Origin of the sequence: Hyalangium sp. (assembly GCF_035629615.1) — a bacterium.
Lineage (GTDB): Bacteria > Myxococcota > Myxococcia > Myxococcales > Myxococcaceae > Hyalangium.
On the sequence record NZ_DASPHO010000470.1, the window covers coordinates 39,222 to 55,461 of the forward strand.

The window sequence follows — 16,240 nt, forward strand, 5'->3', positions numbered from 1 at the left end:
AACATGAGGGACTCTCGACGAAAGAGGGGAGCGCGTGCCACGCTGGCTGCGAGAACCCCTTCATGCGCGCCATTTCACTGCCGGCGGAAAAGCTGAATGAACTGCAGCGGATCGACCCTCGGCACCTCTCGCGCCTGGCCGTGTTCGTCGTCCTCTACCTGGGCGCTGCGGCTGCACTGACGGTGCTGGCGGAGCACCTGACGGGTGCCATCGGCTGGATCGCGCGCGCGCCGCTCTACCTGCTCGCGGCGGCCTCGCTGCACGGCGTCAGCCTCTTTACTCACGAGGGGGTCCACGGTGCGCTCGCGCGCCATCCCGGGTGGAACCGAGCGCTGGGCGCGATCTGTGCCTGGCCGGTGCTGCAGAACTTCGCCGCGTACAAGGTGCTGCACCTGCGTCACCACGCCGATCTCGGCGGTGGCTACGATCCGGATCACTACACGAACTACACGCCGCGCCCGTGGCTCGTCTTCTTGATGAACTGGGGACGGCTGTTGCTCGGCTATCCCGCGTACATCACGATGATCCCCATCCTGGGGTGGCGGCAGGGCACCTCCTCGGACCGGCGGTGGATCGCCTTCGAGGTCGCCGCGGCCTTCACGCTCCTGGGGCTCGCCATCGCCTCACCGCTGCCGCGAGGGGTGCTCCTTCATGGCTGGCTCATCCCGATGATCATCATCAACACCCTGGTGAACATCCGGGGCATGAGCCAGCACACGCTGCTGCCCGAGCCCGCTCACCCGATCCGTGGCAGCCGCACGATCCTCACGAATCCGGTGACCACCTTCTTCATGTGCAACGAGAACTATCACCTCGAGCACCACCTCTTCCCGAGGGTGCCCTGGTACAACCTGCCGAGGCTGCACGCGCTGCTGAAGGAGGAGCTGACCGCCCAGGGCGCTCCGTTCATTCCCTCGTACTTCGCCTTCGTGCGGCAGTGGGTGCTGCACTCGTTGGGACGCCGAGCCCCAGCGCCGGACCTGTCAGCCCATGGCTGATGCGCCGCGGCTCTGGGCGCATGAGGTCGCTCAAGGGCTCTTGATCCTGGGACTGCTCGTGTGGCTCGGTGTGGGAGCCGGGCTGTCGCATCCAGCGACGTGGATGATCGCGGGCCTGGGGGCCTTCCAGGTCATGGTCGTCGTGACGCTCCGGAGCTCCGCCTCAACGCTCCTGCAGAAGCTCCGGCTCGCGACCGCCTACCTCGTGGGCCTGGCGCTGTTCAGTGCCCCCAGGATCGTCGTGCCCGCGCTGGGGCTCACGAGCCGTGACGCGCTCCTGCTGGAGCTGGATCGCGCACTGTGGGGCGAGACGCCGGCGGTGCTGCTCGCCCCCTATGCGAGGCCATGGCTCACCGAGCTCATGAGCGCGTGCTACCTCTCCTACCACCTCTACTTCCACGGTGCGCTCGCCTACGCGCTGCTGCAGCCCCTCGAGAAAGGGAGGCGGCTCTTCGAGTGGATGTTCACCGCCCTGCCGGCGGGGATCGCGGGGTACCTGCTGGTGCCCGCGATGGGGCCGCTGAAGGCGCTGGCGGGGAGCTTCGAGGCGCCACTCGTCGGAGGCCCCATCACGGCCTTGAATGACTGGGTCGTGCGGAGCGGGAGCGCGGTCTACGACGTCTTCCCCAGCCTGCACGTGCTCATGACGTGCGTGATCCTCGATCACGATCGGCGGGAGCATCCGCTCCGCTTCCAGTGGATGCTCCCCGTGGGAGTGGGGCTCCTCGTGTCGACGGTGTACCTGCGCTACCACTACGCCATCGACCTGCTGGCGGGCTTCTTCTGGTTCATGGGCGCGCGGCTCTGGTGGAGCTGGTTGGCTGTTCGCAGGCTCAGGGCGAGTGGCTCATGAAGACCAGGACGGCCTTCTTGTCCGGGCTGATGATGACCACGTCGGGTGCGCCGTCCCTGTTGAGATCCCCCGATGCGACGCCCTCGGCATCGCCGTCGTACGTGAACAGCTGTTCGTCGACCAGCGCGCCCTGCTCGTTGCGCAGGACGCCGAAGGTGCCGCCGTTGTCGGCGTAGACCACTCCTGTGCCGAAGCGGGCCAGGTGCACCGGCCACTTCTCCACCGGGTAGTCGGCGTGCGTGTCGAAGACCGAGTCGTTCGTCGTGTCCGAGTTCGTGAAGACACGCAGGTGCTCGCTGGTGAAGACCCCGTAGACCCCGGTGACCAGCTCGTCTGGCGCTGTGCCGTCGAGATCCCAGAGCTTGGCATCGTTCGTAGACTGGCTGTTGGTGATGGGGGTCTTCACGAGGCTCCCGCTGTCGTTCACGGCGAGGGCCGGTGAGCCTGTCGACCAGCAGATGTCCGCGTCGCCGTCACCGTCGGCGTCCCCCGTGCTGAGCGACTCCGGGTCCGTGCTGGGAAGGGACTGTAACGTCCCGGCATGGGTGAAGCCGCTCAGCCGGATGACGTGAACCTTATTGTCGTCGTCCGTCGCGACGACGATGGCCGTGCCCGCGGAGCCGCCGAGCCTGGCGAGGGTCACGTCCGTGGGCTTCCCGGGGACGTCGATGAAGTGACGATCGAAGTGTCGGTCGCCTTTGTTCTCGAGGATGCACAGGAGATCCTGGGTCTCGTTCGCGGTCACCATGTCGAGCCTGCCGTCCCCATTGAGATCGCCGATTGCAACGTCGACGGGATCATCTCCCGACAGGGAGTAGAACTCGGCCACCCAGAACTCCTGCAGGGTGAGCGCGCCACCGCTGTTCCAGAACACCTTCACGGTGTCATCGTCGCGGTCCACCACCGCGATGTCGCTCCAGCCGTTCCCATCGAGGTCAGCGAGCTCGACGGCGCGCAGCGCGCTTCCTGGCACCGGGAACTCCCGGAGCCCGAAGCAGAGGTTCCCGGCCCTGTCGACTCCGCGCGAGCACGTGTTCCGAGTACAGTCCGGCCGGCAGGCGTCGGTGTTGAAGGTGTTGTTGTCGTCGCACTCCTCGCCGATGCCGGTGACGCCATTTCCGCATCGCGGCCGGGTGCAGTTGCTGTCGCAGGTGTCTCCGCTCTCGAGGTTGCCGTCGTCGCACTCCTCGTCGCCGTCTTCGGTGCCGTCCCCGCATCGCGGCAGGGTGCAGCTGGTACGGCACTGGTCGGCGCGCGTGTCCGAGTTGTCCGGACCCGTGTCACACTGCTCGGCGCCGGGATCGACGATTCCGTCGCCACACTGCTCGAGCTTGCGGCACAACGCCGCGCAGCCATCTCCCCCGAGGCGATTCCCGTCGTCACAGGCCTCGCCCGGGTCGAGGACATTGTCGCCGCAGCCGGCGATCCTGCAGGTGGTTCGGCACGCGCCGCTCTTCGTGTCCGAGTTCTCTGGCCCGGTGTCGCATTCCTCGCTGGCCGCCTTGATGCCGTCTCCACACTTGGCCGGCGTGGGGGGCGGGTCCTCCGGGTCCTCCAGCTCGTGCCAGCACGCCACCACGAAGGCGGCAGTGAGGATCACAGCGCATCTCAGGGCAAAGCGCACCCTCTCCATCGTGCCACCTCGCGAGCTCTCTGGACCCATCCTACCTGATCGCCGCCGGATTCGCGGTTGGAGGCCACGCCCTGGAGCGGTATGAGGAGCCGCCATGTCTGCACCTCCCTCGTCGCGCTGGAGCGAGCCTCTCCGCGGTGCTGTGCTCGGCGGGGCGATCGTCCTCGTGCTCGGCCTCTGGGTCTACCCGGTCACCCCAGGCGGGGACTCACCGTCCGGCCCGATCCAGAACGATGCCGCGCACTACCTCGCGATGGCGCGCGGCTCCGTCACGGATGCGCCCGCACCGTTCTCCTTCCGCATCGGAGTGCCGCTCCTGGCGCAGTACCTCCCCGTGGCTCCCGAGGTGACGTTCCGCCTGGTGACGTGGATCTGCCTGGCGTGGGTCTGCGCGCTCACGTACCTGCTCGGCAGGAGGCTGGGGTATGCGCCCGCTCCCTTGGCGCTGGCTGTCGTCGCAGGGGCCACCACCCCCGCCTGGGTCTACCAGCTCGAGAACCCCTATCTGACGGATGGCATCGGGCTGCTCGCGATCACCGCGTCGCTGTCCGCCTGGTTCGCCGGTGCGTTCGGTGTGGCGCTCCTGATGCTCGTGCTCGGCCCGCTCTTCCGGGAGACCGTCGCGGTGACGGCCGGCTTGTGGATCCGTGAGCGTCCCAGGTGGAAGGTCGTCGTGGCGCTCGCGGCCAGCGCTCTCTCGCTGGCCGTGGTGCGGAAGCTGCCCGGCATGCCGCCCGCGCCCGGCCTCTTCGAGTCGGCTCAGCACGTCCTGGAGCGAAAGGGGCTGGTCCGCATCTTCGGAGATGCCTTGGGGAGCTGGCACGCCCTGTGGTTCCTCGCGGCAGCGGGGCTGTACCTCGCCTCCAAGGAGCGCAGGCAGCAGCTCCTGCTCCCCCTGGCCCTCCTCCTGCTCAGCGCGACAGGCTTCAGCCTCATCGCGCTGAATACCCAGAGGATGTACTTCTTCGCCTTCCCCGCCATGGTGCTCGCCCTGGCAGAGCTCTTCGAGCGAGCTTGGAGCGAGCGGCCGCGTCTGCTCGTGGCCTTCCTGGTGCTCCTCGTGTTCAGCGTCCCGTTCTGGTCCCCCGCATGGCCGTTCGGGATCCTGCTCGCGAAGGCCAAGGCGCTCCGCAACACCTATGGAGTCGTACTCCTCATCGCGGCGATCCCGCTGCTGCGGCTGGCACTGCGCCGGCCCTCTCCGCTCAGTTATAGTACCGGGCGAGCACGCAGGTGACGTTGTCGTTGCCGCCCGCCGCGTTGGCCAGATCGATGAGCTGCGAGCACGCCTTCTCCAGCTCCGAGGTGCGCGTCAGCACCTCTTGGATCTGCGGGTCGGTCACCATGCCCGACAGACCGTCCGAGCAGAGCAGGAAGACGTCCCCCTCCTTCGGCTCGATCCGCGTCACGTCCACCACCACCGACTCCTTCATCCCCAGCGCCCGGACGATCACGTTCTTGTGGGGGAAGTTCTCGATCTCCTCTGGCGTGAGCTTCTTCGCCTTGAGGTAGTCGTTCAGCAGCGAGTGGTCCTCCGTCACCTGCTTGAGGACCCCTTCCCGGAAGAAGTACACGCGGCTGTCGCCCACGTGCCCCACGTACGCCACTGCGTTGGCGAAGTGCACCGTCACGATCGTGGTGCCCATGCCCTTGTACTTGGTGTCGCTGCTCGCCCGCTCGAAGATCTTCGCGTTCGCCAGCTTGATGCCGGTGGCCAGCCGGTTCTCGTCGTAGTTGCGCGTCTTGTCCATCTTGAAGGGCCAGGTGGCGTCCTGGTCGCGCGCCGTCATCCGGAAGAACTCCCCCAGCTCCTCCACTGCGATCTTGGAGGCGATCTCCCCAGAGGAGTGACCGCCCATCCCGTCGGCGACGACACAGAGGTTCTCCTCCGGCAACAGGAGGTAGTTGTCCTCGTTGTGGTTGCGCTTCATCCCAACGTGGGTGATGCCTGCTACCTCGATGCGCATGCGCGGGAGCTCGTGTGACGCGTGAAGGTGGGCGCGTAGGAACTGTTCGGCACGTTAACAAAGCCCCCCCAAGGGGGCAAAACGGATCATGACCTCCCTGCCTGCGGTTCACCCGGGGGCTGGTTGCGGGCCTGCCTCGGCCACCGGCTCGAAGGTCAGCCGGTCCCCCTCCCGGGTCTCACTGCCCGCCAGCGTCCCCGCTGGCAGCTCCAGCACGGAGTGGGCCTTGAAGTACACCGAGCTCATCCTCCAGGGAGGCATGGCCGGGATCTGCTTGACGATGAGGCCTTCCCGGTCCAGGAAGGCCACATCGATGGGGATGCGCATGAAGAACGTGTGGATCGAGTTGCAGGGGACAATGTGCATCCCCTCGCCAAAAGTGAGCGAGCGCCGCCCCATCAGTCCCATGAAGCGGTCCGCGAATGAGGAGGCCCGCTCGGCGCGATCCGCCAGCAGCCGACCCTGGGTCACGTTGTTCACCTTCCAGCGCATGCCCCCCGTTCTACCCCATGCTTGAGCCCCTGGCGCGGCCGCTGCACCTCGTCCTGGTGTCCCCGCAGATTCCCCCCAATACCGGGAATGTGGCCCGCCTGTGCGCCGTCACGGGCAGCCGGCTCATTCTCGTCGAGCCGCTCGGGTTCTCCATCGCCGACCGGGAGCTCAAGCGCGCCGGCCTGGACTACTGGGACAAGGTCTTCCTGAAGCTGTATCCCACCTATGCGGCATACCAGGAGGACTTCCCGGACGCCCGCCGGTGGCTGTTCTCCGCCCGGGCTTCTACATCCCTGTATGCCGCCCGCTTCGAGCCGGGGGATCACCTCATCTTCGGCTCGGAGGTGGCGGGGCTGCCCCCCGAAGTCATGGGGGGAGGGTCCGGGCAGCCGGTGACCATCCCCATGCTCGAGGATCGGCGCAGCCTCAACCTGTCCACCACCGTGGGGATCGCCACTTATGAGGCGCTGCGTCAGGTTCAGCTCGGGGAGGCAGCCAGGCAGCCCCTCTCGGCAAGTTGAGGGCCCGGGTAGAGGGACTAGACTCGGGGCGAATGTCGCCCTCTCTCGTCGCTGAAGCCCTGTACTCCGCTCACAAGGCCCGGGCCACCGGCCAGCTCACGCTCCATGCGGGGGGCCGGGAGTCCCGGCTGTTCCTTCAGCAGGGGAACCTGGTGGGCACCCAGCTCGGGTTCGGGTTCCAGAGCCCGGCGCAGGCGCTCCTGCAGAGCGGGCGGATGACGGCGGACGCGCTGGACGCGCTCTGGGCCCGGGGGGGGGCTGGGGCGCCGGATGAAGATCTGCTCGAGGCGCTGGGGATGGACGAGGGCACGGTGGCGGAGCTGCAGGTGCTCGCGCACGTGCGGCGGCTGAGCGAGCTCGCTGAGGGCTCTGCATTCGAGCCGGGAGAGGTGGAGGAGATGTTCCGGCCCATTGCGGGCGTCCGCGTGGTCCGCGCCGCGCTGGAGCCGGCGGTAGAGAAGGGGCGGGGGGCTCGGGTGTACCGCTGCGCCGATGTGGCGGCGTGCGCTCCGTGGCTCTCGAGCGAGCACGAGCGGGGGTTTCTGGAGACGCTCCAGGCCTTCCGGCAGCCAGAGTCGCTGACGTCCGCTCAGGGGGTGGTGCTCCATCTTCTCGAGAGGGAGGGGCTCGTCGAGAGCCTGAGTGTCGAGGAATGGGAGGAGCGAGAGCGGGCACGGATCGCGGAGGAGGCTCGGCTGGCGGAGGAAGCACGCCGCGCGGAAGAGGCTCGGCTGGCAGAGGAAGCACGTCGGGCTGAAGAGGCCCGACTGGCTGAAGAAGCGCGCCGAGCCGAAGAGGCTCGGCTGGCGGAAGAGGCTCGGCTGGCCGAAGAGGTTCGGCTGGCGGAAGAGGTTCGGCTGGCGGAAGAGGCTCGGCTGGCGGAAGAGGCTCGGCTGGCGGAAGAGGTTCGGCTAGCGGAAGAGGTTCGGCTAGCGGAAGAGGCTCGGCTGGCCGAAGAGGTTCGGCTAGCGGAAGAGGCTCGGCTAGCGGAAGAGGCTCGGCTGGCTGAAGAGGCTCGACTGGCTGAAGAAGCGCGGCGAGCCGAAGAGGCTCGGCTGGCGGAAGAGGCTCGGCTGGCTGAAGAGGCTCGGCTGGCTGAAGAGGCTCGGCTAGCGGAAGAGGCTCGGCTGGCGGAAGAGGCCCGACTGGCGGAAGAGGCCCGACTGGCGGAAGAGGCTCGACTGGCTGAAGAGGCTCGACTGGCTGAAGAGGCCCGACTGGCTGAAGAGGCCCGACTGGCTGAAGAGGCTCGGCTGGCGGAAGAGGCTTGGCTGGCCGAGGAAGCTCGTCTTGAGGAAGAGCGGCGCTTGGCCGAGGAGGAGCGGCGAGCCGAAGAGGCTCGGTTGGCCGAGGAAGCGCGTCTTGAGGAGGAGCGGCGTCAGGCGGAGGAGGCTCGGTTGGCCGAGGAGGCGCGCCAGGCTGAAGAGACCCGGTTGGCTGAGGAAGCCCGCATCGCGGAAGAGGCTCGGCTGGCGGAAGTGGCTCGCATCCAGGAAGAGCGGCGCAAGGCGGAGGAGGCTCGGCTAGCGGAGGAGGCACGACTGGCGGAAGAGTCACGCCGAGCCGAAGAGGCCCGACTGGCTGAAGAGGCGCGGCTGGCCGAGGAAGCTCGTCTTGAGGAAGAACGGCGCCAGGCTGAAGAGGTGCGGCTTGCAGAGGAAGCGCGCCAAGCTGAGGAGGCTCGGCTCGCAGAGGAAGCTCGCCGAGTTGAAGAGGCGCGTCTGGCGGAAGAGGCGCGCCGAGTTGAAGAGGCGCGTCTGGCGGAAATGGCGCGCCGAGCCGAAGAGGTTCGGCTGGCGGAAGAGGCGCGCCAAGCTGAGGAGAAGCGCCTAGCGGAAGAGGCTCGGCTGGCGGAAGAGGCCCGGCTGGCGGAGGAGAAGCGCCAGGCGGAAGAGGCCCGGTTGGCGGAGGAGGCACGTCGCTCCGAGGAGGCCCGACTGGCGGAAGAGGCCCGACTGGCTGAAGAGGCTCGGCTGGCAGAAGAGGCCCGACTGGTTGAGGAGGCTCGGCTGGCAGAAGAGGCCCGACTGGCGGAAGAGGTGCGGCTGGCCGAGCAGGCACGTCTTGAGGAAGAGCAGCGCCAGGCGGAGGAGGCACGCCAAGCTGAGGAGAAGCGCTTGGCGGAAGAGGCCCGTCTGGCGGAAGAGGCGCGGCTGGCCGAGCAGGCCCGTCTTGAGGAAGAGCGGCGCTTGGCAGAGGAGGAGCGTCGAGCCGAAGAAGCGCGGGCCGAGGAAGCGCGCCTTGAGGAAGAGCAGCGCCAGGCTGAGGAGGCCCGGCTGGCAGAAGAGGCACGTCGAGCTGAAGAAGTGCGCGTGGCCGAAGAGGCCCGGTTGGCTGAGGAGACGCGTCGAGCCGAAGAGGCGCGCCTGGCTGAGGAAGCGCGCCTTGAGGAAGAGCGGCGGCAAGCGGAGGAGGCCCGGCTGGCGGAAGAGGCTCGACTGGCCGAGGACACCCGCATCGAGCAGGAGCGGCGTCAGGCTGAGGAGACTCGGTTGGCCGAGGAGGCTCGGCTGGCTGAAGAGGCCCGACTGGCCGACGAGCGCCGAGCTGAAGAGGCCCGGTTGGCCGAGCAGGCCCGACTGGCTGAAGAGAGGCGCCAAGCTGAGGAGGCTCGGCTGGCCGAAGAGGCGCGCGTGGCCGAGGAAGCGCGCTTGGCTGGGGAGGCACGCCTGGCGGAAGAGGCACGCCTGGCGGAAGAGGCGCGCGTGGCCGAGGAGACGCGTCGAGCCGAAGAGGCTCGGCTGGTGGAGGAGGCCCGCCTCGAGGAAGAGCGGCGTCAGGCGGAAGAGGCTCGGCTGGCGGAAGAGGCCCGGTTGGCCAAGGAAGCCCGCATCGAGCAGGAGCGGCGTCTGGCTGAGGAGACCCGGTTGGCCGAAGCGGCCATGCAGGCCGAAGAGGCTCGCCGGGAAGGCGAGCGGCGGAAAGCAGAGGCAGCTCGGCTGGCAAAGGACCTGCGACAGGCCGCGGAGGCTGCCCGGCTGGAAGAGGAAGCTCGTCAGGCCGAGGAGGCCCGACTCACCGGCGAGGCGCGCCAGACCGAGGAGGATCGTCTCGAAGAGGAGCGCAGCCAGGCCAGGCAGGCGCGGCTGTTGGAGAAGGCCCGCCAGGCCGCGGAGGCTGCCCGGCTCGAGCAGACGCAGCAGGCAGATGAGGCTCAACCCTTGGCGGACCTCTTGCAGGATGAAGAGGCGCGTCGCGACGAGGAGCGACGCAAGGCCAAGGAGGCGCGGCTGTTGGAGAAGGCCCGCCGGGCCGCAGCGGCTGCTCGCCTCACAGAGGAGGCCCCCGGCATCGACGCGGCAGCTCTCTCCGAGCAGGATCGTCTCGTTGAAGAGGTCCACCTGGAAGACGCGGCCCTCTTGATGGAGGAGGCGCGTCGAACCGAAGAGGCGCGGCTGGCCGAAGAAGCCCGCCTGGCCGAAGAAGCCCGCCTGGCGGAGGAGGCCCGTCTGGCCGAGGAGCTTCGTCAGGCGGCCGAGGCGCGTCAGGCCGCGGAGTCCGCCCGGTGGGAGGATGCCATCCCAGAGCACGTCCAGCCCGCCAATCCTTTCATGGATGAAGAGGCCCTCCGCGAGGAGGAACGCCGACGCGCCAAGGAGGCGCGGCTGGCGGAGAAAGCGCGCCGGGCGGCAGAGGCTGCTCTGCTCGAGCAGTCCCCTAGCGCCTCCGATCCGCTGGAAGAGTCCCCACCGCTCACGCTCGATGACGCCGACATCATCACCGTGGAGCCCGAGGCGACCGCCGCACCCGCGGCGGCTTCCAGCGTCGAGTTCTCCTGGTCCGATGCGATTCCTCAGCCAGAGTCCGACTCGCGAGACCCGCTGCTGTCGGAGGACAGGGATGCGCTGCGCCTCGCGCGACAGCAGGCAGAGGCCGCGCTCCTCCACGACATGGAAGAGGCGAAGCTCCGCGCCGTCATGGCCCCCGTCGACTCCTGGCTCGTCGAGGAGCCCGTCCATCCTCCCAACTCTCCGAGGGCGCCTGCCGCCTCGTCCTCGGCGCCGCCCCGTTCGGCTCCTGTGCCACACGCGGCGGCTCCCAGCCCCGCGGCGGAGGAACCCACGGCGGAAGTCGATCTGGTGCAGGACATGTGGAGCGACCTCGTCCCCGCCGAGGATCAGCCCGCAGCGGCCGTCTCGGCTCCTGAGCCGTCCAGCCCGCTCCCTCCCAGAACGATGGCCGCCGCACCGGCTCGCACGGAGACTCCGGTCCCGCTCACCGCGGCGCCTGCCGCCGCCCGGCGCCCCGAGTCCCCTGCTCCTACCCCGCCCCGCCGTCCGGCGCAGGACACCCGCCCGTCCGGCGATGACGACCTCTGGCGCATCGTCACCTTCGACGACGCGGAGGAGGCCACCCACTTCTCCGCTTCCTTCGAGGCTGCGCTGGACAAGGTGGAGTCCCACCTGGAGGCGCTCGTCCAGCCCGAAGCCCCCCCGCTTGGAGGCAATGTAGGAGAACCTCCTGGGGTGGTCGTGTCCGATGCGACGATCGAGTCCCAGCCGGCCCCCAGGGGTTTCGCAACCCCCCCTGGTGACAAGGCCACGGCAACTGGCCAGACTGCGGAGAACACCTCATCGGGTGGGGCTCTGGACGATGATCTCGATGGACTGGATGATCTAGGCGATCTAGACGCGTGGGGTTTCGACGAGGACGACGTGGCGGGAGATCCCTCCAATCCTGACGAAGCGGCCCGGTTGCGGCGCCAGCGCCTGCTGCGCCGCGCCATGGAGAACATGGGGGCCTTGGGCGCCCGCACGGACGGTCCAGTCGGGACAGTCCCTGTCAGCGCCCCCGCCGAGGCGGCTCCTGCCTCGGCCGAGGCGCCTCCACTCGGCGCGGTGGACTCGGGGCTCGCGCAGCAGATTGAGAAGCGCTACGCCGAGATCCAGATCAAGCGTGATCACTTCGCCATCCTCGGCATCACCCCCGAGACGCCTCGGGACCAGGTGAAGGCAGCGTTCCTCAGCCTGGCCAAGGTCTTCCACCCGGACCGCCTGCCGCCCTCGCTGCCGCACCTGGCAGCCAAGATGACCTCCGTCTTCGAGGCCATCCGCGAGGCCTACGAGATCCTCTACGACGAGACCAAGCGTGCCGGGTACTTGGAAGGCCTCAAGAGGGCGGCGGCCCCCAAGCCCCCCGTGGCCTCTTCCACGCCCGGCGTGAGCCCCGCGGGTCGTGGCAGCTCGGCCAGCAACCCGGGCGACCTCTTCAAGATGGGCGAGGTCTTCTTCCGCAAGCGGGACTTCGTGGCCGCCGCCGACCACTTCGAGCGCGCCAACGCGCTAGAGCCCAAGCCCCTCTATCTGGCGGCGCTGGCCTGGACCCTCTACATGGATCCTCAGCGCAAGGCCGAGATCCCCAAGGCCAAGCAGATGATGGCCGAGGCCGTCAAGGCGGACGCCAACTGCGACCGGGCGCACTACCAGCTCGGCGTCATCGCCCGCGTCGAGGGGGACACCGACAGGGCCGAGCGTCACTTCCGCGACGCGGTGCGCGCAAACCCCAAGCACCTGGAAGCCAACCAGGAACTGCGCCTCATCGAGATGCGGAAGAAGAATACCCCTCCGCCCAAGAAGGGTTTCTTCCGCTGAAGACCCACCTGGCAGCCCGTCGATCGCTCCCTGCGCAGGCGGGGGAGGGGGCCAGCCAAGCCATTGACATGCCTGGAGAATGGGCATGATCATCGCGCGACTCCTCGCCGCCGGACTCCAGCAGCGCCGTCCGTAGGGAAAGGCAATCGAACGTGGCCAAGCAGCACCTGCTCCTGGTCGATGGTGACGCGAAGAGCCTTCGCGTGATGGAGGTCAGCCTCAAGAAGGCGGGCTTCTCCGTCACGACCGCCATTCACGGCAAGGACGCGCTGGAGAAGGTCCAGATCAGCCCGCCGGATCTCGTCCTGGCCGACACGAAGATGCCGGAGATGGATGGCTTCGAGCTGTGCAAGACGCTCAAGGTGGACGAGCGCTTCAAGCACATCCCCTTCGTCTTCCTCACCAACCAGAAGTCGGTCGAGTTCAAGGTCCGCGGCCTGGAGCTCGGTGGCGACGACTACCTGACGAAGCCCATCTACATCAAAGAGATCGTCACCCGCGTGAAGATGATCCTCCAGAAGGCGGAGAAGGAGAGGATCGAGAAGCGGGAGACGACCAAGGGTGGCTTCTCCGGCAGCCTGGCGGACATGGGCGTGGTGGACCTGGTCCAGACGTTCGAGATCGGCCGCAAGACGGGGACGATCGCCATCCAGGGCGAGCGCGTTGGCGCCATCTACTTCAAGGAGGGCCGCGTCATCGACGCGGAGCTGGGGCGCCTCAAGGGTGAGAACGCGTTCTACCGGATGCTCAACACCTTCGAGGGCCAGTTCGAGGTGCAGTTCACCCCGCTGGACAGGCCCGAGCGCATCGAGGTCTCCACCCAGGGCCTGCTCATGGAGGGCATGCGCCGGCTGGACGAGTGGGGCCGCATGCTCGAGCAGCTGCCGCCGCTCGAGACGGTGTTCGAGATCGACTACCACCAGCTGGCCGAGCGCCTGTCGGAGATCCCTGACGAGGTGAACGGCCTGCTGCGCCTGTTCGACGGCAAGCGCACCCTGAGCCGCGTGGTGGAGGACTCGGACTTCGAGGATCTCGCCGCGCTGGGGATCATCAGCAAGCTGTACTTCGAGGGGCTGATCCGCGAGTTGGGCAACGTGCCGCAGGAGCCCATCCAGAGCGGCAAGCCCGGCATCGAGGAGTGGCTCCACGCGGCGGCCCCGCCCGTGCCGCCCATGCCCGAGCCGCCCGACACGGAGCCGGCGGAGGATCCCGCCAAGGCCACGGCCGCCGTTCCGCCTCCGCCGCCCATCTCCGCGGTCGCTCCGCCTCCTCCTGCCGCGAAGGAGCCCGAGCCGACTCCGGCGCCGCCCGCGCAGGCCGCCGCGGAGCCCGCCCCGGAGCCCGCGCCAGCCTCGGCGGCCAGTGCTCCGCCGCCGCCCCCGGCGCAGCCTGCCGCGGCGCAGCCGGCCAATGTCGTCGTCTTCCAACCCAGGCCCAAGCGCCCCAGCCCACCGACGGTGGAGATTCCGACGGTCGCGCCGGTGCCGCCTCCGACGGCGGAGGGCTCGTCCTTCCTCGTGGAGCCTCCGCCCGAGCACCGCGCCCAGGAGCATGCGCGGCGCAGCCTGTTGCTGGACTGGAGCCGGGTGGACACCGATGGCCTGGGCTCTGCGAGCACCTGGTCCCCCGCCCGGTCCTCCGCCGGCTCCAACACTGCGCAGCCACACGCGCCTGTGCAGCCGTCCGAGCTCTCCGCCAGCGCTGCTTCCGCGGGAGCCGCCGATACAGAGCCTGCAGGGCCGAGCTCGCCCGCACGGGCTCCCATCTTCGGTGGGGCGGCCGTGGGTCCGAACCCGTTCCCGCCGGTCCCGCCACCAGCACCCGCGCCTCCCTCGGATGAGGTGACGTTGGTGTCGGGGCTGTCCCCCGTGACGGCTCCGCCGCCTGCGTCAGAGGCCGCGCGGGAGCCTCCCGCGCAGCTCGCGCTCCCGCCGTACCCGGGGCATGGGGCCCCGGAGCCCGAGGCCAAGCCCTCCTCTCCGCCCGTGCTCACGCCTGTGTCCGTGACGGCGCAGCCCGAGCCCAGGAAGTCGCAGCGCGAGGACACGCCGCTGCCGACGCTGGACTTCAAGACCTCACCGGACCCGAAGCTCGCGCCGTCGAAGCCGACGCCCTCGAAGCCCGCGCCGGCGACCTCCAACAAGAAGAAGGAGGACATCGACGAGGCGGCGCTCGCCAGGGCCGTGCAGCCGAAGCGAACGGGTCTCTTCATTGGCGTGGGCATCGCCGCGGTCATTGCCGTCGCTGCCGTGGTGATCGGGACTCGGAGCTCGGGCTCCACGGAGCAGCCGCCGGAGCAGACGGATCCTCAGACGAAGGTGCCTGACCCGGGCCAGACGAAGCCTCCGGACGCGGTCGTGACGCCGACGCCGCCGACTCAGCCCGAGGAGACGGCCAAGCCGCCAGAGACGGCCAAGCCGCCGGACACGGTCGTGCCGCCGGAGACTCCGGCTGTGGATCCGTCCAAGCCGGTGGTCGCGGAGACGCCGAAGCCGCCGGAGCCCGACGAGCCTGACGAGCCCGAGGCGACGCCTCCCGATCCCGCGAAGCCGGTGGATCCGGAGGTCGAGTACGCCAGCTCCATCAAGCAGGCGCGGGCTGCGATCATCAATGGACGCTTCAAGACGGCCGAGAGGAGCTTTCGCAAGGCCCTGAAGGCCAGGCCGGGCTCGAGCGAGGCCAAAGAGGGCCTGGGCTTCTCGCTGGTGATGGGCAGTACCAGCGACAGTGCCTACAGGGAGGCGGTCCGGCTGCTGCAGGATGTGGTGAGGGATGGGGAAGCCAACGGCCGGGCCTGGTTCGCGCTCGGCATGGCGCTCCAGGTCACCAAGCAGGACAAGCAGGCGGTGCAGGCTTATAAGAAGTACCTTGTGGTGGAGCCCTCCGGGAAGTTTGCCCCCGATGTTCGCCTCGCGCTGAAGCAGCTGGGCAGCAACTAGGGGAGGGGGGCTCGGGCCTTCGCTGGCCTGGAAGGTACTGCCTTGCTCGTCCTGGGACTGGAAACCAGCTGTGATGAGACTGCCGCCGCGCTCGTGGAGGACGGGCGGCGCGTGCTCTCGGATGTCGTCTCCACGCAGGTGGACATCCACCGGCGCTGGGGGGGCGTGGTGCCGGAGCTCGCCAGCCGCAACCACATCGTCCAGGTGATGCCGGTGCTCCACGAGGCCCTCACCCGTGCGGGCCGCACGCTGGACGACGTGGATCTCATCGCCGTCACGTCAGGACCGGGGTTGATCGGTGCGCTGCTGGTGGGGGTGCAGGTGGCCAAGTCCCTGAGCCTGGCCACGGGGAAGCCCTTCGTGGGGGCTAACCACCTGGAGGGCCACCTGCTCGCCATCCGGCTGCTGGAGGACGCGCCCGAGCCGCCGTTCCTCGGGCTGGTGGTCTCTGGTGGGCACACGAGCCTCTACGAGGTACAGGACTACGGGCGCTACCGCCTGGTGGGCAGCACCCGCGATGACGCGGCTGGCGAGGCCTACGACAAGACGGCGCGCATCCTGGGCCTGCCGTACCCGGGCGGACTCCCCATTGACCAGCTGGCGCAGAAGGGCAATCCCGAGGCGATCCACTTCCCGCGTGCCCTGCCGCAGCCGGACACCTTCGACGTGTCATTCTCTGGCCTCAAGACTTCGGTGCTGAACCACGTGCGCAAGCACGGCGTGCCGGAGGGACAGGCCCTGGCGGATCTGTGTGCCTCGTTCCAGGAGGCGGTGGCCGACGCCCTGTCGAAGAAGTTCGTGGCCGCGGCGCGGCGGCTGGGGCTGCAGCGGCTGGTGGTGTGCGGGGGCGTGGCGGCCAACTCGCGCTTGCGCGCGCTGAGTCAGGAGCGTGCTGAGGAGCGGGGCCTGCGGCTCTACCTGCCGCCGGTGCGGCTGTGCACGGACAATGGGGCAATGATCGCCGTGGCAGGGTATGAGGCCTGGCGCCGCGGCCTGCGCGGAGACTTCCGGCTCGCTGCGGATCCGGCCTGGCGGATGTGAGGGAGGGACACGTGGAGACGCCGCGCGAAATCCTCAAGCGTCACGGGCTGCACGCCAAGCACAGCTGGGGGCAGAACTTTCTCGGTGACGAGCGGTCGCTCCAGCAGATCGCCGAGGTGCTGGCGCTGCGCGAGGGCGAGCCCGTGGTGGAGCTGGGCCCTGGCCTGGGGCACCTGACGCGGTTCCTGGCGGCCACGGGGGCTCG

The 16,240-nt window shown here is 68.9% G+C and carries 11 protein-coding genes; 8 read left to right on the forward strand and 3 right to left on the reverse strand.

Translation table 11 applies throughout. From position 1 onward, the window contains the following. Positions 1-62: 62 nt before the first annotated feature. Together VD972_RS24170 and VD972_RS24175 are read left to right on the forward strand one after the other, a co-directional pair. The gene (locus VD972_RS24170; RefSeq protein ID WP_324990814.1) at positions 63-998 is read left to right on the forward strand and encodes a fatty acid desaturase family protein; all 936 of its coding nucleotides are present in this window, start codon (positions 63-65) and stop codon (positions 996-998) included. Next, positions 991-1,851 (forward strand): phosphatase PAP2 family protein, encoded by an 861-nt coding sequence (locus tag VD972_RS24175; RefSeq protein ID WP_324990815.1) that lies wholly within the window; start codon positions 991-993, stop codon positions 1,849-1,851. The genes VD972_RS24170 and VD972_RS24175 overlap by 8 nt, the downstream gene beginning before the upstream one ends. Here VD972_RS24175 and VD972_RS24180 read toward each other — a convergent pair. After that, on the reverse strand, positions 1,832-3,451 hold the full coding sequence (locus VD972_RS24180; protein WP_324990817.1) for an FG-GAP-like repeat-containing protein: 1,620 nt from the start codon (positions 3,449-3,451) through the stop codon (positions 1,832-1,834). The genes VD972_RS24175 and VD972_RS24180 overlap by 20 nt on opposite strands. 127 nt (positions 3,452-3,578) lie before the next feature. Here VD972_RS24180 and VD972_RS24185 point away from each other — a divergent pair, with 127 nt between their 5' ends. Beyond that, positions 3,579-4,721 (forward strand): hypothetical protein, encoded by a 1,143-nt coding sequence (locus tag VD972_RS24185; protein ID WP_324990819.1) that lies wholly within the window; start codon positions 3,579-3,581, stop codon positions 4,719-4,721. On the opposite strand, the gene VD972_RS24190 is transcribed toward VD972_RS24185, so the two are convergent. Together VD972_RS24190 and VD972_RS24195 are read right to left on the reverse strand one after the other, a co-directional pair. Then, complete coding sequence (locus VD972_RS24190) at positions 4,690-5,451, reverse strand: Stp1/IreP family PP2C-type Ser/Thr phosphatase (protein WP_324990820.1); 762 nt, start codon at positions 5,449-5,451, stop codon at positions 4,690-4,692. The genes VD972_RS24185 and VD972_RS24190 overlap by 32 nt on opposite strands. 108 nt (positions 5,452-5,559) lie before the next feature. Further along, complete coding sequence (locus VD972_RS24195; protein WP_324990822.1) at positions 5,560-5,943, reverse strand: DUF192 domain-containing protein; 384 nt, start codon at positions 5,941-5,943, stop codon at positions 5,560-5,562. Positions 5,944-5,960: 17 nt separating this feature from the next. Between VD972_RS24195 and VD972_RS24200 the strand changes: the two genes are divergently transcribed. The 5 genes from VD972_RS24200 to VD972_RS24220 form a co-directional block, all read left to right on the forward strand. Then, positions 5,961-6,464, forward strand: a complete 504-nt coding sequence (locus VD972_RS24200; RefSeq protein ID WP_324990824.1) for a tRNA (cytidine(34)-2'-O)-methyltransferase — start codon at positions 5,961-5,963, stop codon at positions 6,462-6,464. Positions 6,465-6,496: 32 nt separating this feature from the next. Then, the gene (locus tag VD972_RS24205; protein WP_324990826.1) at positions 6,497-12,055 is read left to right on the forward strand and encodes a DnaJ domain-containing protein; all 5,559 of its coding nucleotides are present in this window, start codon (positions 6,497-6,499) and stop codon (positions 12,053-12,055) included. 152 nt (positions 12,056-12,207) lie between these two features. Beyond that, positions 12,208-14,994, forward strand: coding sequence for a response regulator (locus tag VD972_RS24210; protein WP_324990828.1), 2,787 nt, complete (start codon positions 12,208-12,210; stop codon positions 14,992-14,994). Between the two features lie 42 nt (positions 14,995-15,036). Next, positions 15,037-16,035, forward strand: a complete 999-nt coding sequence (gene tsaD, locus VD972_RS24215; RefSeq protein WP_324990830.1) for a tRNA (adenosine(37)-N6)-threonylcarbamoyltransferase complex transferase subunit TsaD — start codon at positions 15,037-15,039, stop codon at positions 16,033-16,035. A gap of 11 nt (positions 16,036-16,046) precedes the next feature. Further along, positions 16,047-16,240 (forward strand): rRNA adenine N-6-methyltransferase family protein (locus VD972_RS24220; protein WP_324990832.1); only part of this gene is annotated, 194 nt, incomplete at its 3' end.

Bases quoted from the DNA above. Each gene is read 5' to 3' on its own strand.
- VD972_RS24170 (WP_324990814.1), top strand. From the start codon at position 63: ATGCGCGCCATTTCACTGCCGGCGGAAAAGCTGAATGAACTGCAGCGG.
- VD972_RS24175 (WP_324990815.1), top strand. From the start codon at position 991: ATGGCTGATGCGCCGCGGCTCTGGGCGCATGAGGTCGCTCAAGGGCTC.
- VD972_RS24185 (WP_324990819.1), top strand. From the start codon at position 3,579: ATGTCTGCACCTCCCTCGTCGCGCTGGAGCGAGCCTCTCCGCGGTGCT.
- VD972_RS24190 (WP_324990820.1), bottom strand. From the start codon at position 5,451: ATGCGCATCGAGGTAGCAGGCATCACCCACGTTGGGATGAAGCGCAAC.
- VD972_RS24195 (WP_324990822.1), bottom strand. From the start codon at position 5,943: ATGCGCTGGAAGGTGAACAACGTGACCCAGGGTCGGCTGCTGGCGGAT.
- VD972_RS24200 (WP_324990824.1), top strand. From the start codon at position 5,961: ATGCTTGAGCCCCTGGCGCGGCCGCTGCACCTCGTCCTGGTGTCCCCG.
- VD972_RS24205 (WP_324990826.1), top strand. From the start codon at position 6,497: ATGTCGCCCTCTCTCGTCGCTGAAGCCCTGTACTCCGCTCACAAGGCC.